Source organism: Streptomyces sp. NPDC048603, assembly GCF_043199475.1.
Classification (GTDB): domain Bacteria; phylum Actinomycetota; class Actinomycetes; order Streptomycetales; family Streptomycetaceae; genus Streptomyces.
This window is the reverse complement of the sequence record NZ_JBICVY010000001.1, coordinates 723,379-739,361: the sequence shown is the minus strand read 5'-3', so window position 1 is coordinate 739,361 and position 15,983 is coordinate 723,379. Positions and strand designations below refer to the sequence as shown.

The window sequence follows — 15,983 nt, the reverse complement described above, 5'->3', positions numbered from 1 at the left end:
ACGGTTTCTGAGTAACCACAAGAGAGCACGAGGAGCAGGACATGGCTGTCACCCTGGTGAACCCCGACGGGCTGCCCACCGTCGACGCCTACCGGCAGGTCGCGATCGCCACCGGTTCGAGGACCGTCTACATCGCCGGACAGGTCGCGGTCGACGCCCACGGTGCCGCCGTCGGCGAGGGCGATCTGGCCGCTCAGGTCGAGCAGTGCTACCTCAACGTCGCCACCGCACTGGCCGGGGTGGGCGGGTCGTTCGACGACGTGGCGAAGCTGACCGTCCACGTCGTCGACTGGACACCCGACAAGATGACCCTGCTCATGGACGGGGTCGCCCGGGCGGCCGCGAAGCTGGGCGCCACCCCGGTGCCGCCGGCCACCCTGCTCGGTGTGGCGGCCCTGGACGTGCCCGGGCATCTGGTCGAGATCGAGGCCACGGCCGTCCTCGACTGACGGGTGCCGCCCCGGTGCCGCCCCGGTGCCGGGGCGGCACCCACGGCGCTCCCGCCAGCACGTGACCCGGATCACATCCGGTTCCTGTCAGGAATCGGGGAGCTGTTCCGCTCAAGTCGCCGGAAGCAGGCGGACAGACAGGAGCAGCTCATGAAGCACCGCATCGTCATCCTCGGCGCCGGCTATGCCGGGGCCTACGCGGCCGGGACCCTGGCCCGCCGGCTGTCCCCGGCGGACACCGAGATCACCGTGGTCAACGCCGAGCCGGACTTCGTCCAGCGGCTGCGGCTGCACCAGCTCGCGGCCGGCCAGGTCGTCGAGGCCCCCAGGCTCGCCGACGTGTTCGCGGGCACGGAGATCCGGCTGCGGCCGGCGCGTGTCACCGCCGTCGACCCCGAGCGCCGGGTCGTCGCGGTGGCCGACGCCGACGGCGGCGGCGAGCTCGGCTACGACACGCTGATCTACGCGCTCGGCAGCCATGCCGCCGACCGCGGCGTCCCCGGCGTGGCCGAACACGCGTTCGACGTCACCGGACGGCCCTCGGCGCTTCGTCTGCGTGAGCGCCTGGACAGCCTGGACAGCCGGGACGGTCTGGCCGCGCGGGGCGAAGGCGCCACGGTGCTGGTCGTCGGCGACGGGCTGACCGGCATCGAGACCGCCACCGAGATCGCCGAGTCCCGGCCCGGCCTGTCCGTGACGCTGGTCGCCCGGGGTGAGTTGGCCGCCGGGCTGTCCGCCGGAGCCCGCGGCCACCTCCGCCGGGCCTGCGACCGGCTGGGCATCACCGTCCTGGAGCGCACCGAAGTCGAAGCCGTCGAAGCGGCGCGGGTGCTGTGCGCCGACGGCGCCGCCCTGGCGTCCGACGCGACGGTGTGGACGGCCGGGTTCGAGGTCAGCCCGATCGCCGCCGCCGGCGGGCTGGAGGTCGCCGAGGACGGCCGGATCGTCGTGGACCGCCTCATGCGGTCGGTCTCGCATCCCGACGTCTACGCCGTCGGCGACAGCGCCTACGTCATCGGCGACAACGGCCGGCCGCTTCCGATGTCCTGCGCTTCGGCCGGCTACACCGGTATGCAGGCCACGGCCGCGATCGTGGGACGCCTGACCGGCCGCAAGATCCCGAACACCAAGCTGGAGTACATCGGCAACCACATCAGCCTCGGGCGGCGGGACGGGATCCTGCAGATGGTCGACGGCGAAGGCCGGGCGAAGCCGAAGCACATGGGCGGCCGGAAGGCCGCGCGGATCAAGGCGGGCATCCTCAGGATGTCGCTGTGGACCACCTCGCACCCGACCTTCGGCCTGCCCAGGCGCCGGCGGCGGCTGGCCGCCGCACCGGCCGCCGCGCCCACTGCCGCGCCGGCAACTCCTTTCGCGCAGCCGCCTGTTGCCTAAGGTGATCCACATGGACGGCACCATCACTGATCGCTTCGACACCAGTCGCTTCGAGGCCGGCCGGAACCGGCTGGCCTCGCTGGCCTACCGGCTGCTCGGCTCCGCCGCCGACGCCCAGGACGCCGTGCAGGACGCGTTCCTGCACTGGCAGGCCGCCGACCGGCAGCGGATCGAGGTGCCGGAGGCGTGGCTGACCAAGGTCGTCACCAACCTGTGCCTGGACCGGCTCCGCTCGGCACGGGCCCGCCGCGAACGCGCCGCCGGCGCCTGGCTGCCGGAACCGCTCCTCGACGGCGACCCCATGCTCGGCCCGGCCGACACGTTCGAGCAGCGCGAATCGGTCTCCCTGGCCGTGCTGACCCTCATGGAGCGCCTGTCACCAATGGAACGGGCCGTCTACGTCCTGCGCGAAGCGTTCTCCTACGGCCACGCCGAGATCGCCGGGATCCTCGACATCACCGAGTCCGCCAGCCAGCAGCACCTCCACAGGGCCCGGGGCCGCATCACCGCCGCGCGCCGCCGCGGCGGCGGTGAGGTCGACCCGGCAGCCGCCCGCAGGGTCGTCGAGGAGTTCCTCGCCGCGGCCTCCTCCGGCCGCACCGAACGGCTGGTGGCGCTGCTCACGGACGACGCGATCGCCATCTCCGACGGCGCCGGCCTGGCCAGGAAGCTGCTGCAGTACGACACTCCGCAGCGCATCGCCGCCATCGCACGGGCCGGCTTCAAACCCACGGACGCCAAGCGGCGCCTCGCCGGCGGCACGCCCGCAGTCCACTACGCGGTCGTCAACGGCGCCCCCGCCATCCTCTTCGTGCTCGGCGACCGCGTCGTAGGCGCCGTGACGTTCGACGTCGCCGACGGCAGGATCGCGACCGTGCGCGGCATCGCCGCCCCTGCCCGCCTCGGCCGCATCACCGAGGCGTGGCGGCGGCACGAACCGGACGCGCCGCTCATCGACCAGTGGTGACCCGGCATGCCGGCGGTCCGCGTCCGGGACGGCGCAGCATGCGGCCGCGGCGCCGTCTCCGCCGCCGGCTCGCAGGCCGGCCCGATCGGAACGACGTAAGGAATCCGTCATCGGGCCGCTGTGGATGCCGGGCCGTTCGGGAGGGTTGAATCGGAACGGAACACAGACGTACGGATGAAGGGTTGTCGTGGTGTCGGGGAACGTGAACAAGCGGAGGTCGGTGCTCGCCGCGGCGCTGGTGGCGGCGGTGGTGCTGGTGGGCGCCGGGCTGTACTGGTTCCAGCCGTGGAAAATCTGGACGGACCAGAAGGTCAGCGAAGCCCTGCCCACCGTGGCCGCCCCGCCGGCGGGGCCCGCTTCCTCGCCGTCGGCGGCCGCGGGCCCCCGCACCGTGGCCGAGGGCGGGCTGATCAGCCACGAGCACACCACCACGGGCAAGGCCAGGATCGTCGAGCTGCCCGACGGCTCGCGCACGCTCCGGCTGGAGAACCTGGACACCAGCAACGGGCCCGACCTGCGGGTCTGGCTGACCGACGCACCGGTGAAGGAGGGCGTGGCGGGCTGGCGGGTGTTCGACGACGGGAAGCACGTCAGCCTCGGCAAGCTCAAGGGCAACAAGGGCGACCAGAACTACCCGATCCCCGCGGACGTCCGGCTGGCCGACTACACGAGCGTGACGATCTGGTGCGACCGCTTCGACGTCTCCTTCGGAGCCGCGGAACTCGGCCGCGCCTGACGCGCGGCCACACGCTGGAGACCTCCGTCATCGGGTCCCGGCACATCCTGCCGGTAGATGTCGGGGATGCCGTCGGCGTCGGCGTCGGTGTCGGCGTCGGCGGGTTCCGCCTCGTACAGACGACGGTACGTCCGGTTGCGGCGGCGGAGCAGGACCGCGGCGAGCAGGGCCGCGGTCAGGGAGCCGGTCAGGACGGCTGCCTTGACGTGTTCGCCGGCCTCCTGTCCGGGGAAGGCCAGCTCGCCGGCCAGGAGGGAGACGGTGAACCCGATCCCGGCGAGGAGGGCGAGACCGAGGACGTCGGCCCAGGAGAGGTCGGGGTTGAGGCGGGCCCGGGTGTAGCGGGCGGCCAGGTAGGTGCCGAGGAACACGCCCAGGACCTTGCCCGCGACCAGCCCGACGACCACTCCCAGAGGCTCGGGGCTGGTGAAGACCTTGCCCAGGGCGGCGGCGGAGACCGAGACGCCGGCGGCGAACAGGGCGAAGAGGGGAACGGCCACGCCCGCGGAGAAGGGGTGGAGCAGGTGGGAGGTGCGGGCGCCGGGGGAGGCGTCCTCGCCCTTGTCGGTGGTGGTGCGCAGGATCAGGCCCATGGCGACGCCGGCGACGGTGGCGTGGATGCCGCTCGTGTACGTCAGCGCCCAGATCGCGACGCCGAGGGGGACGTACCACCACCAGCCGCGCACCCGGAACCGCTGGAGCGCGTAGAACACGGCCAGGCCGGCGAAGGCCCCGCCGAGCGCCGGGAAGTCGAGGTCGCCGGTGAAGAAGACCGCGATGACGAGGATGGCGCCGAGGTCGTCGACGACGGCGAGGGTGAGCAGGAAGGCGCGCAGCGCGGCCGGCAGGTGGGTGGAGATGACCGCGAGGACGGCGAGGGCGAAGGCGATGTCGGTGGCCATCGGCACGGCCCAGCCGTCGAGGCTGCCGGCCCCTGCCGTGGCGGTGAGGGCGTAGAGGGCGGCGGGGACGGCCATGCCGCAGACGGCGGCGACGACCGGCAGGGCGGCCGTGGCCGGGGTGCGGAGCTCGCCGACGACGAGCTCGCGCTTGAGCTCGATACCCGCGACCAGGAAGAACACGGCCAGTAGTCCGTCGGCGGTCCAGTGCCCGACCGAGAGGTCCAGGCCGAGCGCGGGTATGCCGAAGTGGAAGTCGCGTATCCGCTCGTAGGCCGCGCTCCAGGGGCTGTTCGCCCAGACGAGCGCGATGACGGCGGCGGCCAGGAGGACCAGGCCGCCGATGGTCTCGGTGCGCAGGGCGTCGGCGACGGCACGGCGCTCGGGCCGGGGCAGCAGCCCGAGGAACGGGGATCGCTGTGGCGGCGGAGCGGCGGTCATGGCGGAGGAACCTCCGGGGCGTCGGCTGACAGCGGGCACACGGCCCCAAGGACGCCGACCAGACTTCCCGGCACACCCCGCGCCCGCTCGTCGGTGACATGAGCGCATTGACGCGTTCCTAACACCGTATCGGGAGGGCGGGGGTGTCGCCAGGTGGGCTGTGACGTGCGGGAACAAGGGCAACGGGCCCGTGGGCGGCGAGGCCGGCGTCATGGCCGGCACGGCGCGGGCGGCCGGTGACGACCCCGGCGACGGGCGGGTCGCCGACGGCATGGACCCGGCCGCGCAGGCCACCGTGCGCCGGTCACGGACGGGGGCGGAGCCGGCCCGCGCCGAGTACCTCGCCGGGCGCTGCGACGCCGGCCTGCGTCACTGCGTCGAGGCGTCCCGCGCCACGGTCGCGAGCGGGCGGCCGGACCTGCTCGCCGAGGTGGCCCCGGTGCTCCAGGGCGTCACCTTCCGGCACGTGCAGGCGGCCATCACCGGATGCGCCGGCCGGATCGGCGCGGGCCGGGGCGGCCGGGCGGCAGAGGCGTGGGGACGTGCTCATGGCCGCGAGGCCCGCTTCGCCGCGGCTCGGGCCGTCCGCGCCGGCGCTGCCGCCGTACGGCCGACGTCCGTGTTTCGTAAGGGGTCGATGTCCGCTATGTCCGGCAGAAATTCCTACGGTGGCAGCTGTGACCGCAGATACCGTGGACGTCGTCCTTCCCTGTCTGAACGAGGCCGAGGCACTGCCCTGGGTGCTCGCCCGTATCCCCTCCGGCTGGCGGGCCCTGGTCGTGGACAACGGGTCCACCGACGGGTCCGCCGACATCGCCCGCTCCCTCGGAGCCACCGTCGTACCGGAATCCCGGCGCGGCTTCGGGGCCGCCTGCCACGCCGGACTCATGGCCGCCGACGCCGAGTACGTCTGCTTCTGCGACTGCGACGCCTCGCTCGACCCCGGACTGCTGGCCGGATTCGTCCGGACCGTCGCCGCCGGGGAGGCCGACCTCGTACTGGGGCGCCGCCGGCCGCGGGGGCCGGGCGCCTGGCCGGCGCACGCCCGCGCCGGGAACCTGGCCCTGTCCCTGATGCTCCGCCGCCGCACCGGCCTGCGCCTGCACGACCTCGGCCCGCTGAGGGCCATGCGCCGCGAGGCACTCCTGCGCCTGGAGCTGACCGACCGGCGTTCCGGTTACCCGCTCCAGATGGTCGTCCGGGCCTCGGACGCCGGCTGGCGGCTCCGGGAGGAGGACGTGCCGTATCTGCCGCGGACCGGGAAATCCAAGGTCACCGGCACCTGGCGGGGCACCTGGCAGGCGGTCCGAGACATGCGCGCGGTGCTCGCCGAGCCTCCGCACACCGCGGTCCCGGGAGGCGCGCGGTGACCACCCTGCTCGTGATCGCCAAGCAGCCGGTGCCCGGCCGGGTCAAGACCCGCCTCACCCCGCCGTTCACCCCCGAGGAGGCGGCGACGCTGGCCGAGGCCGCGCTCGCCGACACCCTGGAGGCCGCGGCGGCCACCCCCGCCGACCGCCACGTGCTGGTCCTGGACGGCGCCCCGGGCCCGTGGCTGCCGCCCGGCTTCGAGGTCGTGCCCCAGTCCGGCGGGGGCCTCGACGAGCGGCTCGCGGTGGCGTTCGCCGCCTGCCCCGGCCCCGCACTGCTGATCGGCATGGACACCCCGCAGGTCACCCCGGAACTCCTGGCGCCCGCACTGGTCTTCGACAGCAGAGACGCCTGGTTCGGTCCCGCCGCGGACGGCGGCTTCTGGGCCCTGGGCCTGGCGGAGCCGGACCCCGCCCTGCTGCTCGGCGTCCCCATGTCCGTACCCGAGACCGGGGAGGTGCAGTACGAGCGGCTGCGCGCGGCCGGGCTGCGCACCGGGCTGCTGCCCCGCCTGCGGGACGTGGACACCGGAGCGGACGCGGCCGCGGTCGCCGCCCTGGCACCGGCCGGACGGTTCGCGACGCGCTACCGGGAACTCACCGCCGACCTGCGGGTGGCACGATGACCGCCCCCACGACCCCCCGGCCGCGCAGTGCCGCGCCCTCCCCGGCATGGTGCGCGGACCCGTACGCCCTGGCCCTGCGCACCGGTCGGGGCCCCCTCTTCCTGCACCGGACGGACGGCTGGCTGCTGCCCCTGGACGTCCATCGCTGGTGCGCCGGAACCGACGCCGCCGACGAGAGCGTACTGGCCCGCTGCCGCGGCGCCGTCCTCGACATCGGCTGCGGTCCAGGCCGGCTCGTGGCGGCGCTGGCCGAACGGGGCGGGCGCGCCCTCGGCATCGACGTGACCCCGGCCGCCGTGACCCAGACCGTGCGCCGCGGCGGAACGGCCCTGTGCCGCTCCGTGTTCGACCCCCTGCCCGGCGAACGCCGCTGGGACACGGCCCTGCTGATGGACGGCAACATCGGCATCGGCGGCGACCCCACGGCCCTCCTGGAGCGCATCGCGGGCCTGCTGGCCCCCGGCGGCCGCCTGCTCGCCGAGGCCGCCCCGGTCGAGGTGGACGAGCGGTGCGAGGTACGCCTCGACGACGGCCGCGGCCCCCTCGGCACCCCCTTCCCGTGGGCCCGGGTCGGCCGCCGGGCCCTGCTGCGCCACGCCGGGGCCACCGGCTGGCGGACCGCCCGCAGCTGGACGGTGGCCGGACGGCACTTCGCCGAACTCGTCCCCGGGACACCGCGCCGCGACGCACCCGCCGGGACCCCCTCCTCTCCCGGAGCCGCGCCGTGACCCGACCGCCCGCCACCACCCCCCGGTCCACCGCCCCTCGCCCGACCACCCCCCGGGCCACCGCCGTCACCGCCGCCCTCCTCACCGCCCTGGCCGCGGCGCTCGTCCTCACCGTGCGCAAGGACGGCTACTTCACCGACCCGGCAGGCCTGTCCTGGCTCTACGCCGCGTGCTGGGTCCTGTTCGCGGCGGCCGCCCGGTCCCTGCACCGGGCACCCGCCCGGCACGTCACGGCCCTCGTCCTGGCCGGCGGCATCGCGGTGGCCGCGACCGGCCTGGCCGCTCCGCCCCACACCAGCACCGACTCCTTCCGCTACGCCTGGGACGGCCGCGTGCAGGCGGCGGGCATCTCCCCCTACGACCACGCCCCGGCCGACGCCGCGCTCCTGCCGTACCGCGACAGCTGGCTGTTCCCCACGGGACCGGTGTGCGGCGAACCGGAGCTCGCGCCGGTGTCCGAAGGCGTCTGCACCCGGATCAACCGCCCCGGCGTCCACACGGTCTACCCCCCGGCCGGCGAACTGTACTTCCTCCTCGTCCACGCCCTGTCACCCGACGGAGTCCGCCACAAGGCCCTGCAGACCGGCGGCGCCGTCCTCGCCGTCGCCACCACCCTGGTGCTCCTGCGGATCCTCCGCCGGCGCGGGGACCCGCGCACCGCCGCGTACTGGGCCTGGTGCCCGGCCGTCGCCGTCGAAGCCGTCAACAACGCCCACGCCGACGTCCTCGCCGTCCTGCTGTCCGTGGCCGCCCTGGGCCTGACGGTCCGCCACCGGGTCTGGGGCGGTGCCCTGCTCGGCCTGGCCACCGCCGTCAAACTCCTCCCGGCGGTCCTCCTGCCCGGAGCCCTGTCCGGTGTACGCCGCGTCCGCGACGCCGCGGCCGTCCTGCTGCCCGCCGCCGCGGTCCTCACCGCCCTCTACCTGCCGTACGTCCTCCTCTCCCAGTCCTCGGTCCTCGGCTACCTCGGCGGCTACGCCGACGAAGAGGGCTACCAGGACGCCTCCTCCGGCAACCGCTACGCCCTCGTGCGCCTGCTGCTCCCCGACTCCTGGGCCCTGCCCGCCGTGATCGCCGGCATGCTCGCGGTCAGCCTGTACGTGATCCTGCGGGGAGACCCGGAGCGCCCGTGGAGCGGTGCCCTCCTGGTCACCGGAACCGCCTTCCTCCTGACCACGCCCGGCTACTCCTGGTACGCCCTCCTGCTGATCGGCCTCGTCGCCCTCGACGGCCGCTGGGAATGGCTGGGCGTCGCGCTCGCCGGCGCCGCCGCCTACATGACCGTCCGCGCGGTCGCCGACGCCGGCACGGTCATGTACGGCGTCGCCGCTCTGGCCGTCGTATGCGGCTGGGCGCTCCGGAGGCGATCCGGGAGGCACCTCTCCGACCGGCGGTCGGCCATGTTCTCTTCGGCGGGGGAGGCCCGGTGAGCCCTGAGATGCGGAATCCGGAAAGGAGCCCCGTGGACGCGAACGGCGGCGGTACGACCGCACCCGGTGACCCCGCGCGGGCGGGAGCGGAACCCGGCGGCGGCCGCCGGCCGCTGCCCGCCCGGCTGCGATCGGGCCTGGCCTCCGGACGGTCGGCCGGTCCGCCGCGGGGGCCGTCGCGCCCGGAGTTCTGGCGCAGCCCGCTGCGCGGCCCGTGGCTGACCGCGGTGCTCGGGATCGTCCTGCTCTTCGGCATCACGGTCCTCTTCGTGACGGGCCTGCTGTCGTACGCCGCCTACGAACCGGACCTCGCGGCGGTCAACGACCAGACCCCGGACAAGGGATGGCTCGGCTTCTACCTCTTCTCCTGGCCGACGTCCCCGGACTGGCTCTACCGCGTCACCCAGGGCGTGCACGTCACCCTCGGCATCGTGCTCGTGCCCGTTCTCCTGGCGAAGCTGTGGTCGGTGATCCCCAAGCTCTTCGCGTGGCCCCCGGTGCGGTCGGCCGCCCAGGCCGTGGAGCGGGTCTCCCTGCTCCTGCTGGTGGGCGGTGCCGGGTTCGAGTTCGTCACCGGCATCCTCAACGTGCAGCTCCACTACATCTTCCCGGGCTCCTTCTACACGCTCCACCTCTACGGGGCCTGGGTGTTCATCGGCGCTTTCGTGGTCCATGTGGTCTTCCGGCTCGGGCGCGCCGTGCGGACCCTGCGGGCGGGGCCGCGGCAGCCGGACCCGGACAGCGAGGAGGCGGCCGGCCTGGTCTCGCCCCGCCCGTCCGCTCCCACGATCTCCCGGCGGGGCGCGCTGGGAATGGTCGGGCTGGGTTCGCTGGCGCTGTTCGTGGTGACCGCCGGGCAGAGCGTGGGCGGCTGGTTCCGGCGGACGGCACTGCTGGCGCCGCACGGCCAGGACCCGGGTACCGGCCCGAACGGGTTCCAGATCAACAAGACCGCCGCCTCCGTCGGCATCCGGCCCAGCGACATCGGGCCGGCCTGGCGCCTGACCGTACGGGGTGCGGGCCGCCAGATCGACCTCACCTACGACCGGCTGATGGGCATGCCGCAACACGAGGCACTGCTGCCCATCGCCTGCGTGGAGGGCTGGTCGACCCCCGACCAGCACTGGAGCGGAGTCCGCCTCACCGACCTCGCCGCCCTCGTCGGCCTGGGCACGCACACCCCGCAGGTCCTGGTCGAATCGGTCCAGCGGGGCGGTTCCTTCAGCTCGGTCGTCCTGAGCGACCGTCAGGCCCGGGACGCGCGCTCGCTGCTGGCGGTACGGGTCAACGGGGCCGTCCTCTCCCGCGACCACGGCTACCCGGCCCGGGTCATCGTTCCCGGCGCCCCCGGGGTCCACAACACCAAATGGGTCACCCGCCTCACCTTCGGGGAGCCCGCGTGAGGACACCCACCGCGAACGCCGTCAGGAACGCCGTCGCGAACGCCGTCACGAAGGCAGCCTTCCGGCGCCGCTACGGCGCCTCCCCGCTCCACCTGCTCCTCGTCCTCGCCTCCTTCGCCCTGGCCTGCTACGCCGGTGTGCGCATGCTCCGGGGGGACACCGTCGGCGTGGCCGTGTGGTTCGTCGGGGCGGCGCTCCTGCACGACCTGGTCCTGCTGCCGCTGTACGCGGTCACCGACCGGGCGGCCCAGAAGCTGTTCGGACAGCCTTCGGGGAGGGGGGAGGGCAAGCCGCGGACCGGGGTCAACCACATCCGGGTACCCGCGTTCGTGTCCGGCGTCCTGCTGCTGGTGTACTGGCCGCTGATCCTCCGCCGGGTCGGCCACTACACGAGCTACACCGGTCTGCCGGCCGACGTCTTCCTCGGGCGGTGGCTGCTGATCACCGCCTGCCTGTTCGCGGCCTCGGCGGCCGTCCTCGCCGTACGGCTCTGGAACGGCGGCCGGGACGCGCGGAAGCAGCGCGCCCGGGCCCGTGCGCAGGCCCGGGCACGGGCCCGGGCCCGCAGGGCCGGCAGATGAGGCCCGTTTCACCGGCGCCGGCCTGCTCGTCCTCCTGGTACGGCCACGCCGCAGCGCCGGGTTCGGATGAACCACCGAAGGACGGCCCCGGCAGGGGTGCGGAATCCGGTGGACCGTCCGATGCGCACACCGGTGGCGTCACGGTTGACTGCTGTCGGCTCTCTCCTGTTCCCGTGCTCCGCACGTGGTCGTCACCCGTCGGCGCGGGCGGGTGAGGGCTGCGGGAGCACGTGATCGTGCGCCTTCGCCGGCAGCGCGGCAGGAAGAGGAACGGCACGATGGCGGTACCCGACCGGATGGACGAGCGGCTGCGCGTCCTGAGGCTGCTGGAGGCGCAGCGCATGGCCCAGACCGTGTTCGCCGAAGCGGCGTTGGGAGGAGCGGTCGTACCGGGCCGCACGGAGTGCGAGGCGGGCGACCGGATCCGGGACGTGGCGCGGAAGGTCTTCGGCTCCGTCGCGGGCAGGCCGGGGCGCATCGTCCGCTCGGGTCCGCACACCGTGCTTCCGTCCGGGGAAGAGCCGCCGGACCGGGTGATCGGCGTCGACGACCTCGTCGTGGTGGATCTCGGCCCGCTCCTGGCCTGGCACGAGACGGACTTCGCGCGCACCCTCGTCCTCGGCGAGGACGAGGGACGGCATCAGCTCGTCGAGGACCTGGCCAGGGTGGGAGCGGCGGCCCGTGAGGCGTTCCTCGGCGAGGAGCGCATCACCGGCAGGCAACTGCACTCCGCGATACAGGCCCTGGCCGCCGGGGCGGGCCGGACGCTGGGCACGTGGCAGGCCGGCCGGATCTGCGGGCAGGCCCCGGCCGCCGGCGCCTCCGGAACGAAGCCCGATTCCTTCATCGGCCCGGACAACCACCGGCCGCTGCGCCGTACGGACGGCGAGGGCCGACAGGCCCACTGGATCCTGGAGATCCGCCTGGTCGACGACGGCCGCGGTTTCGGCGGCTCCTTCAAGCAGCTCCTCGACCTGGTCTGACCCCGGGCGGCACGGCCCGGCTCAGCGTGGTCGGATTGCCGATGAGGGCCTTTCCTCTCTAGCGTGTCGCCCATGCAGCACTACACCGTGGGTCAGGCGGCACGCCTGCTCGGCGTCAGCCCGGACACCGCCCGCCGCTGGGCCGACGCGGGCAAGGTGCCCACCTTCAGGGAGGGACCCGAAGGATCGGGGCGCCGGCTCATCGACGGGCGTGACCTCGCGGCGTTCGCCGTCGACCTGGCCCAGCGGACGCAGGACGACGGCGAGCTGATCCAGAGCTCCGTCCGGAACTCGTTCCCGGGCATCATCACCGCCGTCAAGCTCGGTGACGTCGCGGCCCAGGTGGAGATCCAGGCGGGGCCGCACCGCCTGGTGTCCCTGCTGACCCGTGAAGCGGTCGAGGAGATGGGCCTGGAAGTCGGAATGCGGGCCACCGCCCGGGTGAAGTCGACGAACGTCCACATCGACCGGGGCTGACCGGCCACCGGCCGGGCGGGGGCCCGGCGGTCCCGCGTCCGCCGGTCATGACCGGGTGCGGGACAGGTGCGCGGGCGGTACGGACGCCCGGCGGTGCCTGATGTTGACGGCCGATGCCCGGGCCACTGCCACGGGGCTGAGGAAGCGCAGCGGGCTGATCAGGCGGGACGCGAACAGATACATGTGCCGCGCCACCGCTTCGTCGCGCGCCGCCGCCGAGAACATGAGCCGCTCCAGGGGGTTGAACGAGCGGGCCGTGGCGAAGTCGGCGGCCAGGTACTGGTAGCCGCGCAGCCGGCGCCGGTGCCTGCGCGCGTACACCGCGAGCGACCTGTCGAGGTCGCCCCGGCCGGCCGTCGCCGGGGCGACCGCCTCCGCGAGCCACTGGGCGGACTGCAGGGCCCACCCGCATCCCACTCCCCACAGGGGATCGCCGGTCAGGGCGGCGTCGCCGATGAGAGCGAGGCCCGGGGCGGTCGGCCTGCGGGTGAGGAGCGGGTAGTCGACAGCTCCGATGATCTTCGAGACGCGCTCGGCCGAGTCGATGGGCGGCGCCTCCGGCAGGGCGCGGACGAACGAGAGGAAGCTGCCCTCCAGGTCCTCACGGAAGGCCGGCAGCCGCTTCTTGTCCGGGAGCACCGCGAGGACCGTCACCCCGTCGTCGTTCGGGAACGCGTAGGCCATGTCGGGTTCGAGGAACCAGGTCTGGCCGATCCCGCCGTGCAGCGGAAGACCGCGGAAGTGCGCGAGATAGCCGAACCGCGCGTTCTCGTGCAGCCGGGTGGGCACCCCGGCGGACTTCGCGACGGCCGAGTCCTTGCCGTCGGCGCCGACCACCAGGCGGGCCCGGATCTCGCGTTCGCCCTGCGGCGTCGACGCGCGCACCCCCAGGGTCCGCCCGGCTTCCCGGACCAGACCGGTCACGCGGTGGCCGGGGAGCAGGTCGACGCCGGGCGTCTCCGCCGCCCGGGCCCTGATCAGCGGATCGAGGACGCTGCGCCGGATGTTGTACGCGTAGGGCAGCTCCGGGCCCGCCGGCGCGGCCCTCGGCTCGATCCATCCCCACCGGGTGTACCAGCGGGCCTCGTTGCGGACGGCTCCCGCCTTCTCCAGGGCCGGGACGAGGCCGAGTTCGTCCAGTACCGGGTAGGCGTTGGCGGTGATGGAGTGGGTGCACAGCACCTTGTACGCCCCGGGGTCCGAGCGGCGTTCCAGCAGGGCGACGCGGGCACCGCGTCGGGCGAGCAGGACCGCCGCGGCGCTGCCGGCGAGGCCGGCTCCGCTGATGACCACGTCGTAGTCGTGTCCCGTGCTCTCAGGCCTGGTCATACGCTGATCGCTCCCTTCGGGGTGCGGTGCCGTTCGGGGGGAGTGGTGCCGTGCGGTGCCATTCCTGTCAGGCACATGACCAATTGTAGGGAAGGTGCATGGTGGTGGAGAGCTCCGTGCGCGATCACTCGAAGGCCGGCCGCGGTGGCCCGGGGCACCCGTCCGGGGTCAGGCCCGCAGGTAGGCGAGGACGGCGAGGACCCTGCGGTGGGTGCTGTCCGCCGGAGGCAGGTCCAGCTTGGTGAGGATGTTGCCGATGTGCTTGCCGATCGCTGCTTCGGACACCACCAGCTCCCTGGCGATCGCCCCGTTGGACCTGCCCTCGGCGATCAGCGCCAGTACCTCCCGTTCGCGCGGGGTGAGCCGCTCCAGCGGATCGCGGCGGCGTCGCAGCAACTGGCGCACCACCTCGGGGTCGACCACCGTCCCGCCGTCCGCCACCTTGTGCAGAGCCTCCACGAACTCCTCGACCTGGCCGACCCGGTCCTTGAGCAGATAGCCGACGCCCGATCCGTCACCGGAGTCCAGGAGTTCGGCGGCGTACGTCCGTTGCACGTACTGACTGAGGACCAGGACCGGGAGCGCGGGGCGGCTCTCGCGCAACCGCACGGCCGCGTGCAGCCCCTCGTCCTGGAATCCGGGTGGCATGCGTACGTCGGTCACCACGATGTCGGGGACGTGTTCCTCGACCGCGGCGATCAGTGCCCGCGCGTCCCCGACGGCCGACACCACCTCGTGGCCGCAGCGGCCGAGCAGGCCGATGAGCCCCTCCCGCAGCAGCACGCTGTCTTCGGCCAGCACTACGCGGAGCGATCGGCCGCCTTGGTCAACTGGCAAGGGAACTCCACACGCAACAGAGTCGGTCCACCCGGCGGACTGGTCAGCGCAAGTCTGCCATCCAGGACCGACACCCGGTCCGCGAGCCCGGTGAGTCCGCTGCCCGCCGACGCGTCCGCGCCGCCGCGGCCGTCGTCGCGCACCTCCAGGAACAGGCGTCCGTCGTGGTGCCCGCCGCTCACCCGCGCGCGGTCCGCCCCGCTGTGCTTGGCCACGTTGGCCAGCGCCTCGCAGACCACGAAGTACGCCGCGGACTCGACCGCACGGGCCGGCCGGCCCGGCAGCTCCAGATCGACGTCGACGGGGACCCCGCAGCGGTCGGCGGCGTCGGCGACCGCTGCCTGCAGGCCGTGGTCGTCAAGGACCTTGGGGTGGATGCCGTGGATGAGCTCGCGCAGTTCCGCGAGTACCTTGCCCGCCTCCGCGTGGGCCCTGGTGAGCCGGTCGGCCAGCGGGCCGGGCGGGGCATCGAGTCGGGCCAGCCCCAGCGTCATCGCCAGGCCCACGAGGCGCTGTTGGGCGCCGTCGTGCAGATCGCGCTCGATACGGCGCCGTTCCGCCTCGAAGGCATCCACCAACCGGGCCCGGGAACGGGACAGTTCGACCACCCTGGCGGCGAGCTCGCCCTCGCCGGAGGCGAGCAGCAGCCGGGCCAGCCCGGCGCGGGCACCCGCCGTGGCAGCCAGCAGGTACGCACCCAGGCCCATCAGGAGCAGGCCCAGTACGGCGACGCCGAAGGCGGTCGGCCAGGTGGTGACCGTCCACTGCTTGAGCACCTTCGCCTCCTGGCCGTCGCCGGCCGTGACCATCAGCAGCGGGGTGGCGGCCATGGACAGCGGGAAGAGCAGCGCGACCGTGATCGCCAGGACCTCCACCGGCCACAGCAGCCCGGCGACCAGCAGGGCGTGACCGAGCTCCCGCCAGGTCGCCCGCTCGCGCAGCCGGGTCCTCAGCCAGGCCCGCAGTCCCGGCGCGGCCGGCACCCGGTGCCCGCCGGACACCGGCTCGCGGTCGACCAGGCGCAGCCGCTGCCGCTCCACCCAGGCCACCGGGATCCCGCCGAGGGCGGCCACGACGAGCAGGGGCAACCCCACCAGGACGAGGGCGAGCGCACCGCAGACCACCGCCACCGTCACGACCCCCACCAGGACGGCGGCACCGGTCACGGCGCCCGTGCACAGGTACGCGGCGGAGCGCCAGGGCCAGGCCGACAGCAGGAAGCCCGGCCGGGACATGGCCTGCCACACATTCCGAGGGTGCATGGGCACGACCGTAGACGGACCCCGCCGGACGGAGCCATCGGGCCGGATCCCGTATCGGGGGTATGCCTGG

Annotated in this window: 17 protein-coding genes; 12 read left to right on the top strand and 5 right to left on the bottom strand. The window is 74.1% G+C overall.

Annotated elements, in window-relative coordinates:
• Positions 1-41: 41 nt before the first annotated feature.
• From ACGFQ9_RS03530 to ACGFQ9_RS03515, 4 genes are all read left to right on the top strand, one after another.
• Positions 42-449 (top strand): RidA family protein, encoded by a 408-nt coding sequence (locus tag ACGFQ9_RS03530; RefSeq protein WP_393570692.1) that lies wholly within the window; start codon positions 42-44, stop codon positions 447-449.
• Between the two features lie 150 nt (positions 450-599).
• Positions 600-1,844, top strand: coding sequence for an NAD(P)/FAD-dependent oxidoreductase (locus ACGFQ9_RS03525; protein ID WP_393570690.1), 1,245 nt, complete (start codon positions 600-602; stop codon positions 1,842-1,844).
• 10 nt (positions 1,845-1,854) lie between these two features.
• Entirely contained in the window at positions 1,855-2,811 is a 957-nt protein-coding gene (locus ACGFQ9_RS03520) for a sigma-70 family RNA polymerase sigma factor (RefSeq protein WP_393570689.1), read from the top strand.
• Positions 2,812-3,013: 202 nt separating this feature from the next.
• Positions 3,014-3,547, top strand: a complete 534-nt coding sequence (locus ACGFQ9_RS03515; protein WP_393570687.1) for a DM13 domain-containing protein — start codon at positions 3,014-3,016, stop codon at positions 3,545-3,547.
• On the opposite strand, the gene nhaA is transcribed toward ACGFQ9_RS03515, so the two are convergent.
• Entirely contained in the window at positions 3,475-4,887 is a 1,413-nt protein-coding gene (nhaA, locus tag ACGFQ9_RS03510) for a Na+/H+ antiporter NhaA (protein WP_393570685.1), read from the bottom strand. The two genes, ACGFQ9_RS03515 and nhaA, sit on opposite strands and share 73 nt — an antisense overlap.
• A 304-nt stretch (positions 4,888-5,191) precedes the next feature.
• Positions 5,192-5,437, bottom strand: coding sequence for a hypothetical protein (locus ACGFQ9_RS03505; protein WP_393570683.1), 246 nt, complete (start codon positions 5,435-5,437; stop codon positions 5,192-5,194).
• A 118-nt stretch (positions 5,438-5,555) separates the two neighbouring features.
• On the opposite strand from ACGFQ9_RS03505, the gene ACGFQ9_RS03500 reads away from it, so the two are divergent.
• From ACGFQ9_RS03500 to ACGFQ9_RS03465, 8 genes are all read left to right on the top strand, one after another.
• Positions 5,556-6,257, top strand: coding sequence for a glycosyltransferase family 2 protein (locus ACGFQ9_RS03500; RefSeq protein ID WP_393570681.1), 702 nt, complete (start codon positions 5,556-5,558; stop codon positions 6,255-6,257).
• Positions 6,254-6,883 carry a DUF2064 domain-containing protein gene (locus ACGFQ9_RS03495; RefSeq protein ID WP_393570679.1) on the top strand — a complete coding sequence of 210 codons (630 nt, stop codon included), beginning with the start codon at positions 6,254-6,256 and terminating at the stop codon, positions 6,881-6,883. The genes ACGFQ9_RS03500 and ACGFQ9_RS03495 overlap by 4 nt, the downstream gene beginning before the upstream one ends.
• Positions 6,880-7,611, top strand: coding sequence for a class I SAM-dependent methyltransferase (locus tag ACGFQ9_RS03490; protein ID WP_393570678.1), 732 nt, complete (start codon positions 6,880-6,882; stop codon positions 7,609-7,611). Before ACGFQ9_RS03495 ends, ACGFQ9_RS03490 begins: the two co-directional genes overlap by 4 nt.
• The gene (locus ACGFQ9_RS03485) at positions 7,608-9,041 is read left to right on the top strand and encodes a glycosyltransferase family 87 protein (protein WP_393570676.1); all 1,434 of its coding nucleotides are present in this window, start codon (positions 7,608-7,610) and stop codon (positions 9,039-9,041) included. Before ACGFQ9_RS03490 ends, ACGFQ9_RS03485 begins: the two co-directional genes overlap by 4 nt.
• 32 nt (positions 9,042-9,073) lie before the next feature.
• A complete protein-coding gene (locus ACGFQ9_RS03480) occupies positions 9,074-10,444 on the top strand; it encodes a molybdopterin-dependent oxidoreductase (RefSeq protein ID WP_393570674.1) in 1,371 nt (456 codons plus the stop codon).
• The gene (locus ACGFQ9_RS03475; RefSeq protein ID WP_393570672.1) at positions 10,441-11,025 is read left to right on the top strand and encodes a hypothetical protein; all 585 of its coding nucleotides are present in this window, start codon (positions 10,441-10,443) and stop codon (positions 11,023-11,025) included. The genes ACGFQ9_RS03480 and ACGFQ9_RS03475 overlap by 4 nt, the downstream gene beginning before the upstream one ends.
• 278 nt (positions 11,026-11,303) lie before the next feature.
• Positions 11,304-12,008, top strand: a complete 705-nt coding sequence (locus tag ACGFQ9_RS03470) for a M24 family metallopeptidase (protein WP_393570670.1) — start codon at positions 11,304-11,306, stop codon at positions 12,006-12,008.
• 72 nt (positions 12,009-12,080) lie between these two features.
• Positions 12,081-12,485 (top strand): molybdopterin-binding protein, encoded by a 405-nt coding sequence (locus ACGFQ9_RS03465; RefSeq protein ID WP_393570668.1) that lies wholly within the window; start codon positions 12,081-12,083, stop codon positions 12,483-12,485.
• Positions 12,486-12,530: 45 nt separating this feature from the next.
• On the opposite strand, the gene ACGFQ9_RS03460 is transcribed toward ACGFQ9_RS03465, so the two are convergent.
• From ACGFQ9_RS03460 to ACGFQ9_RS03450, 3 genes are all read right to left on the bottom strand, one after another.
• The gene (locus ACGFQ9_RS03460; protein ID WP_393570666.1) at positions 12,531-13,814 is read right to left on the bottom strand and encodes an NAD(P)/FAD-dependent oxidoreductase; all 1,284 of its coding nucleotides are present in this window, start codon (positions 13,812-13,814) and stop codon (positions 12,531-12,533) included.
• Between the two features lie 168 nt (positions 13,815-13,982).
• A complete protein-coding gene (locus ACGFQ9_RS03455; RefSeq protein WP_393570664.1) occupies positions 13,983-14,615 on the bottom strand; it encodes a response regulator in 633 nt (210 codons plus the stop codon).
• Positions 14,615-15,886 carry a sensor histidine kinase gene (locus ACGFQ9_RS03450; protein WP_393570822.1) on the bottom strand — a complete coding sequence of 424 codons (1,272 nt, stop codon included), beginning with the start codon at positions 15,884-15,886 and terminating at the stop codon, positions 14,615-14,617. The genes ACGFQ9_RS03455 and ACGFQ9_RS03450 overlap by 1 nt, the downstream gene beginning before the upstream one ends.
• Positions 15,887-15,983 lie beyond the last annotated feature (97 nt).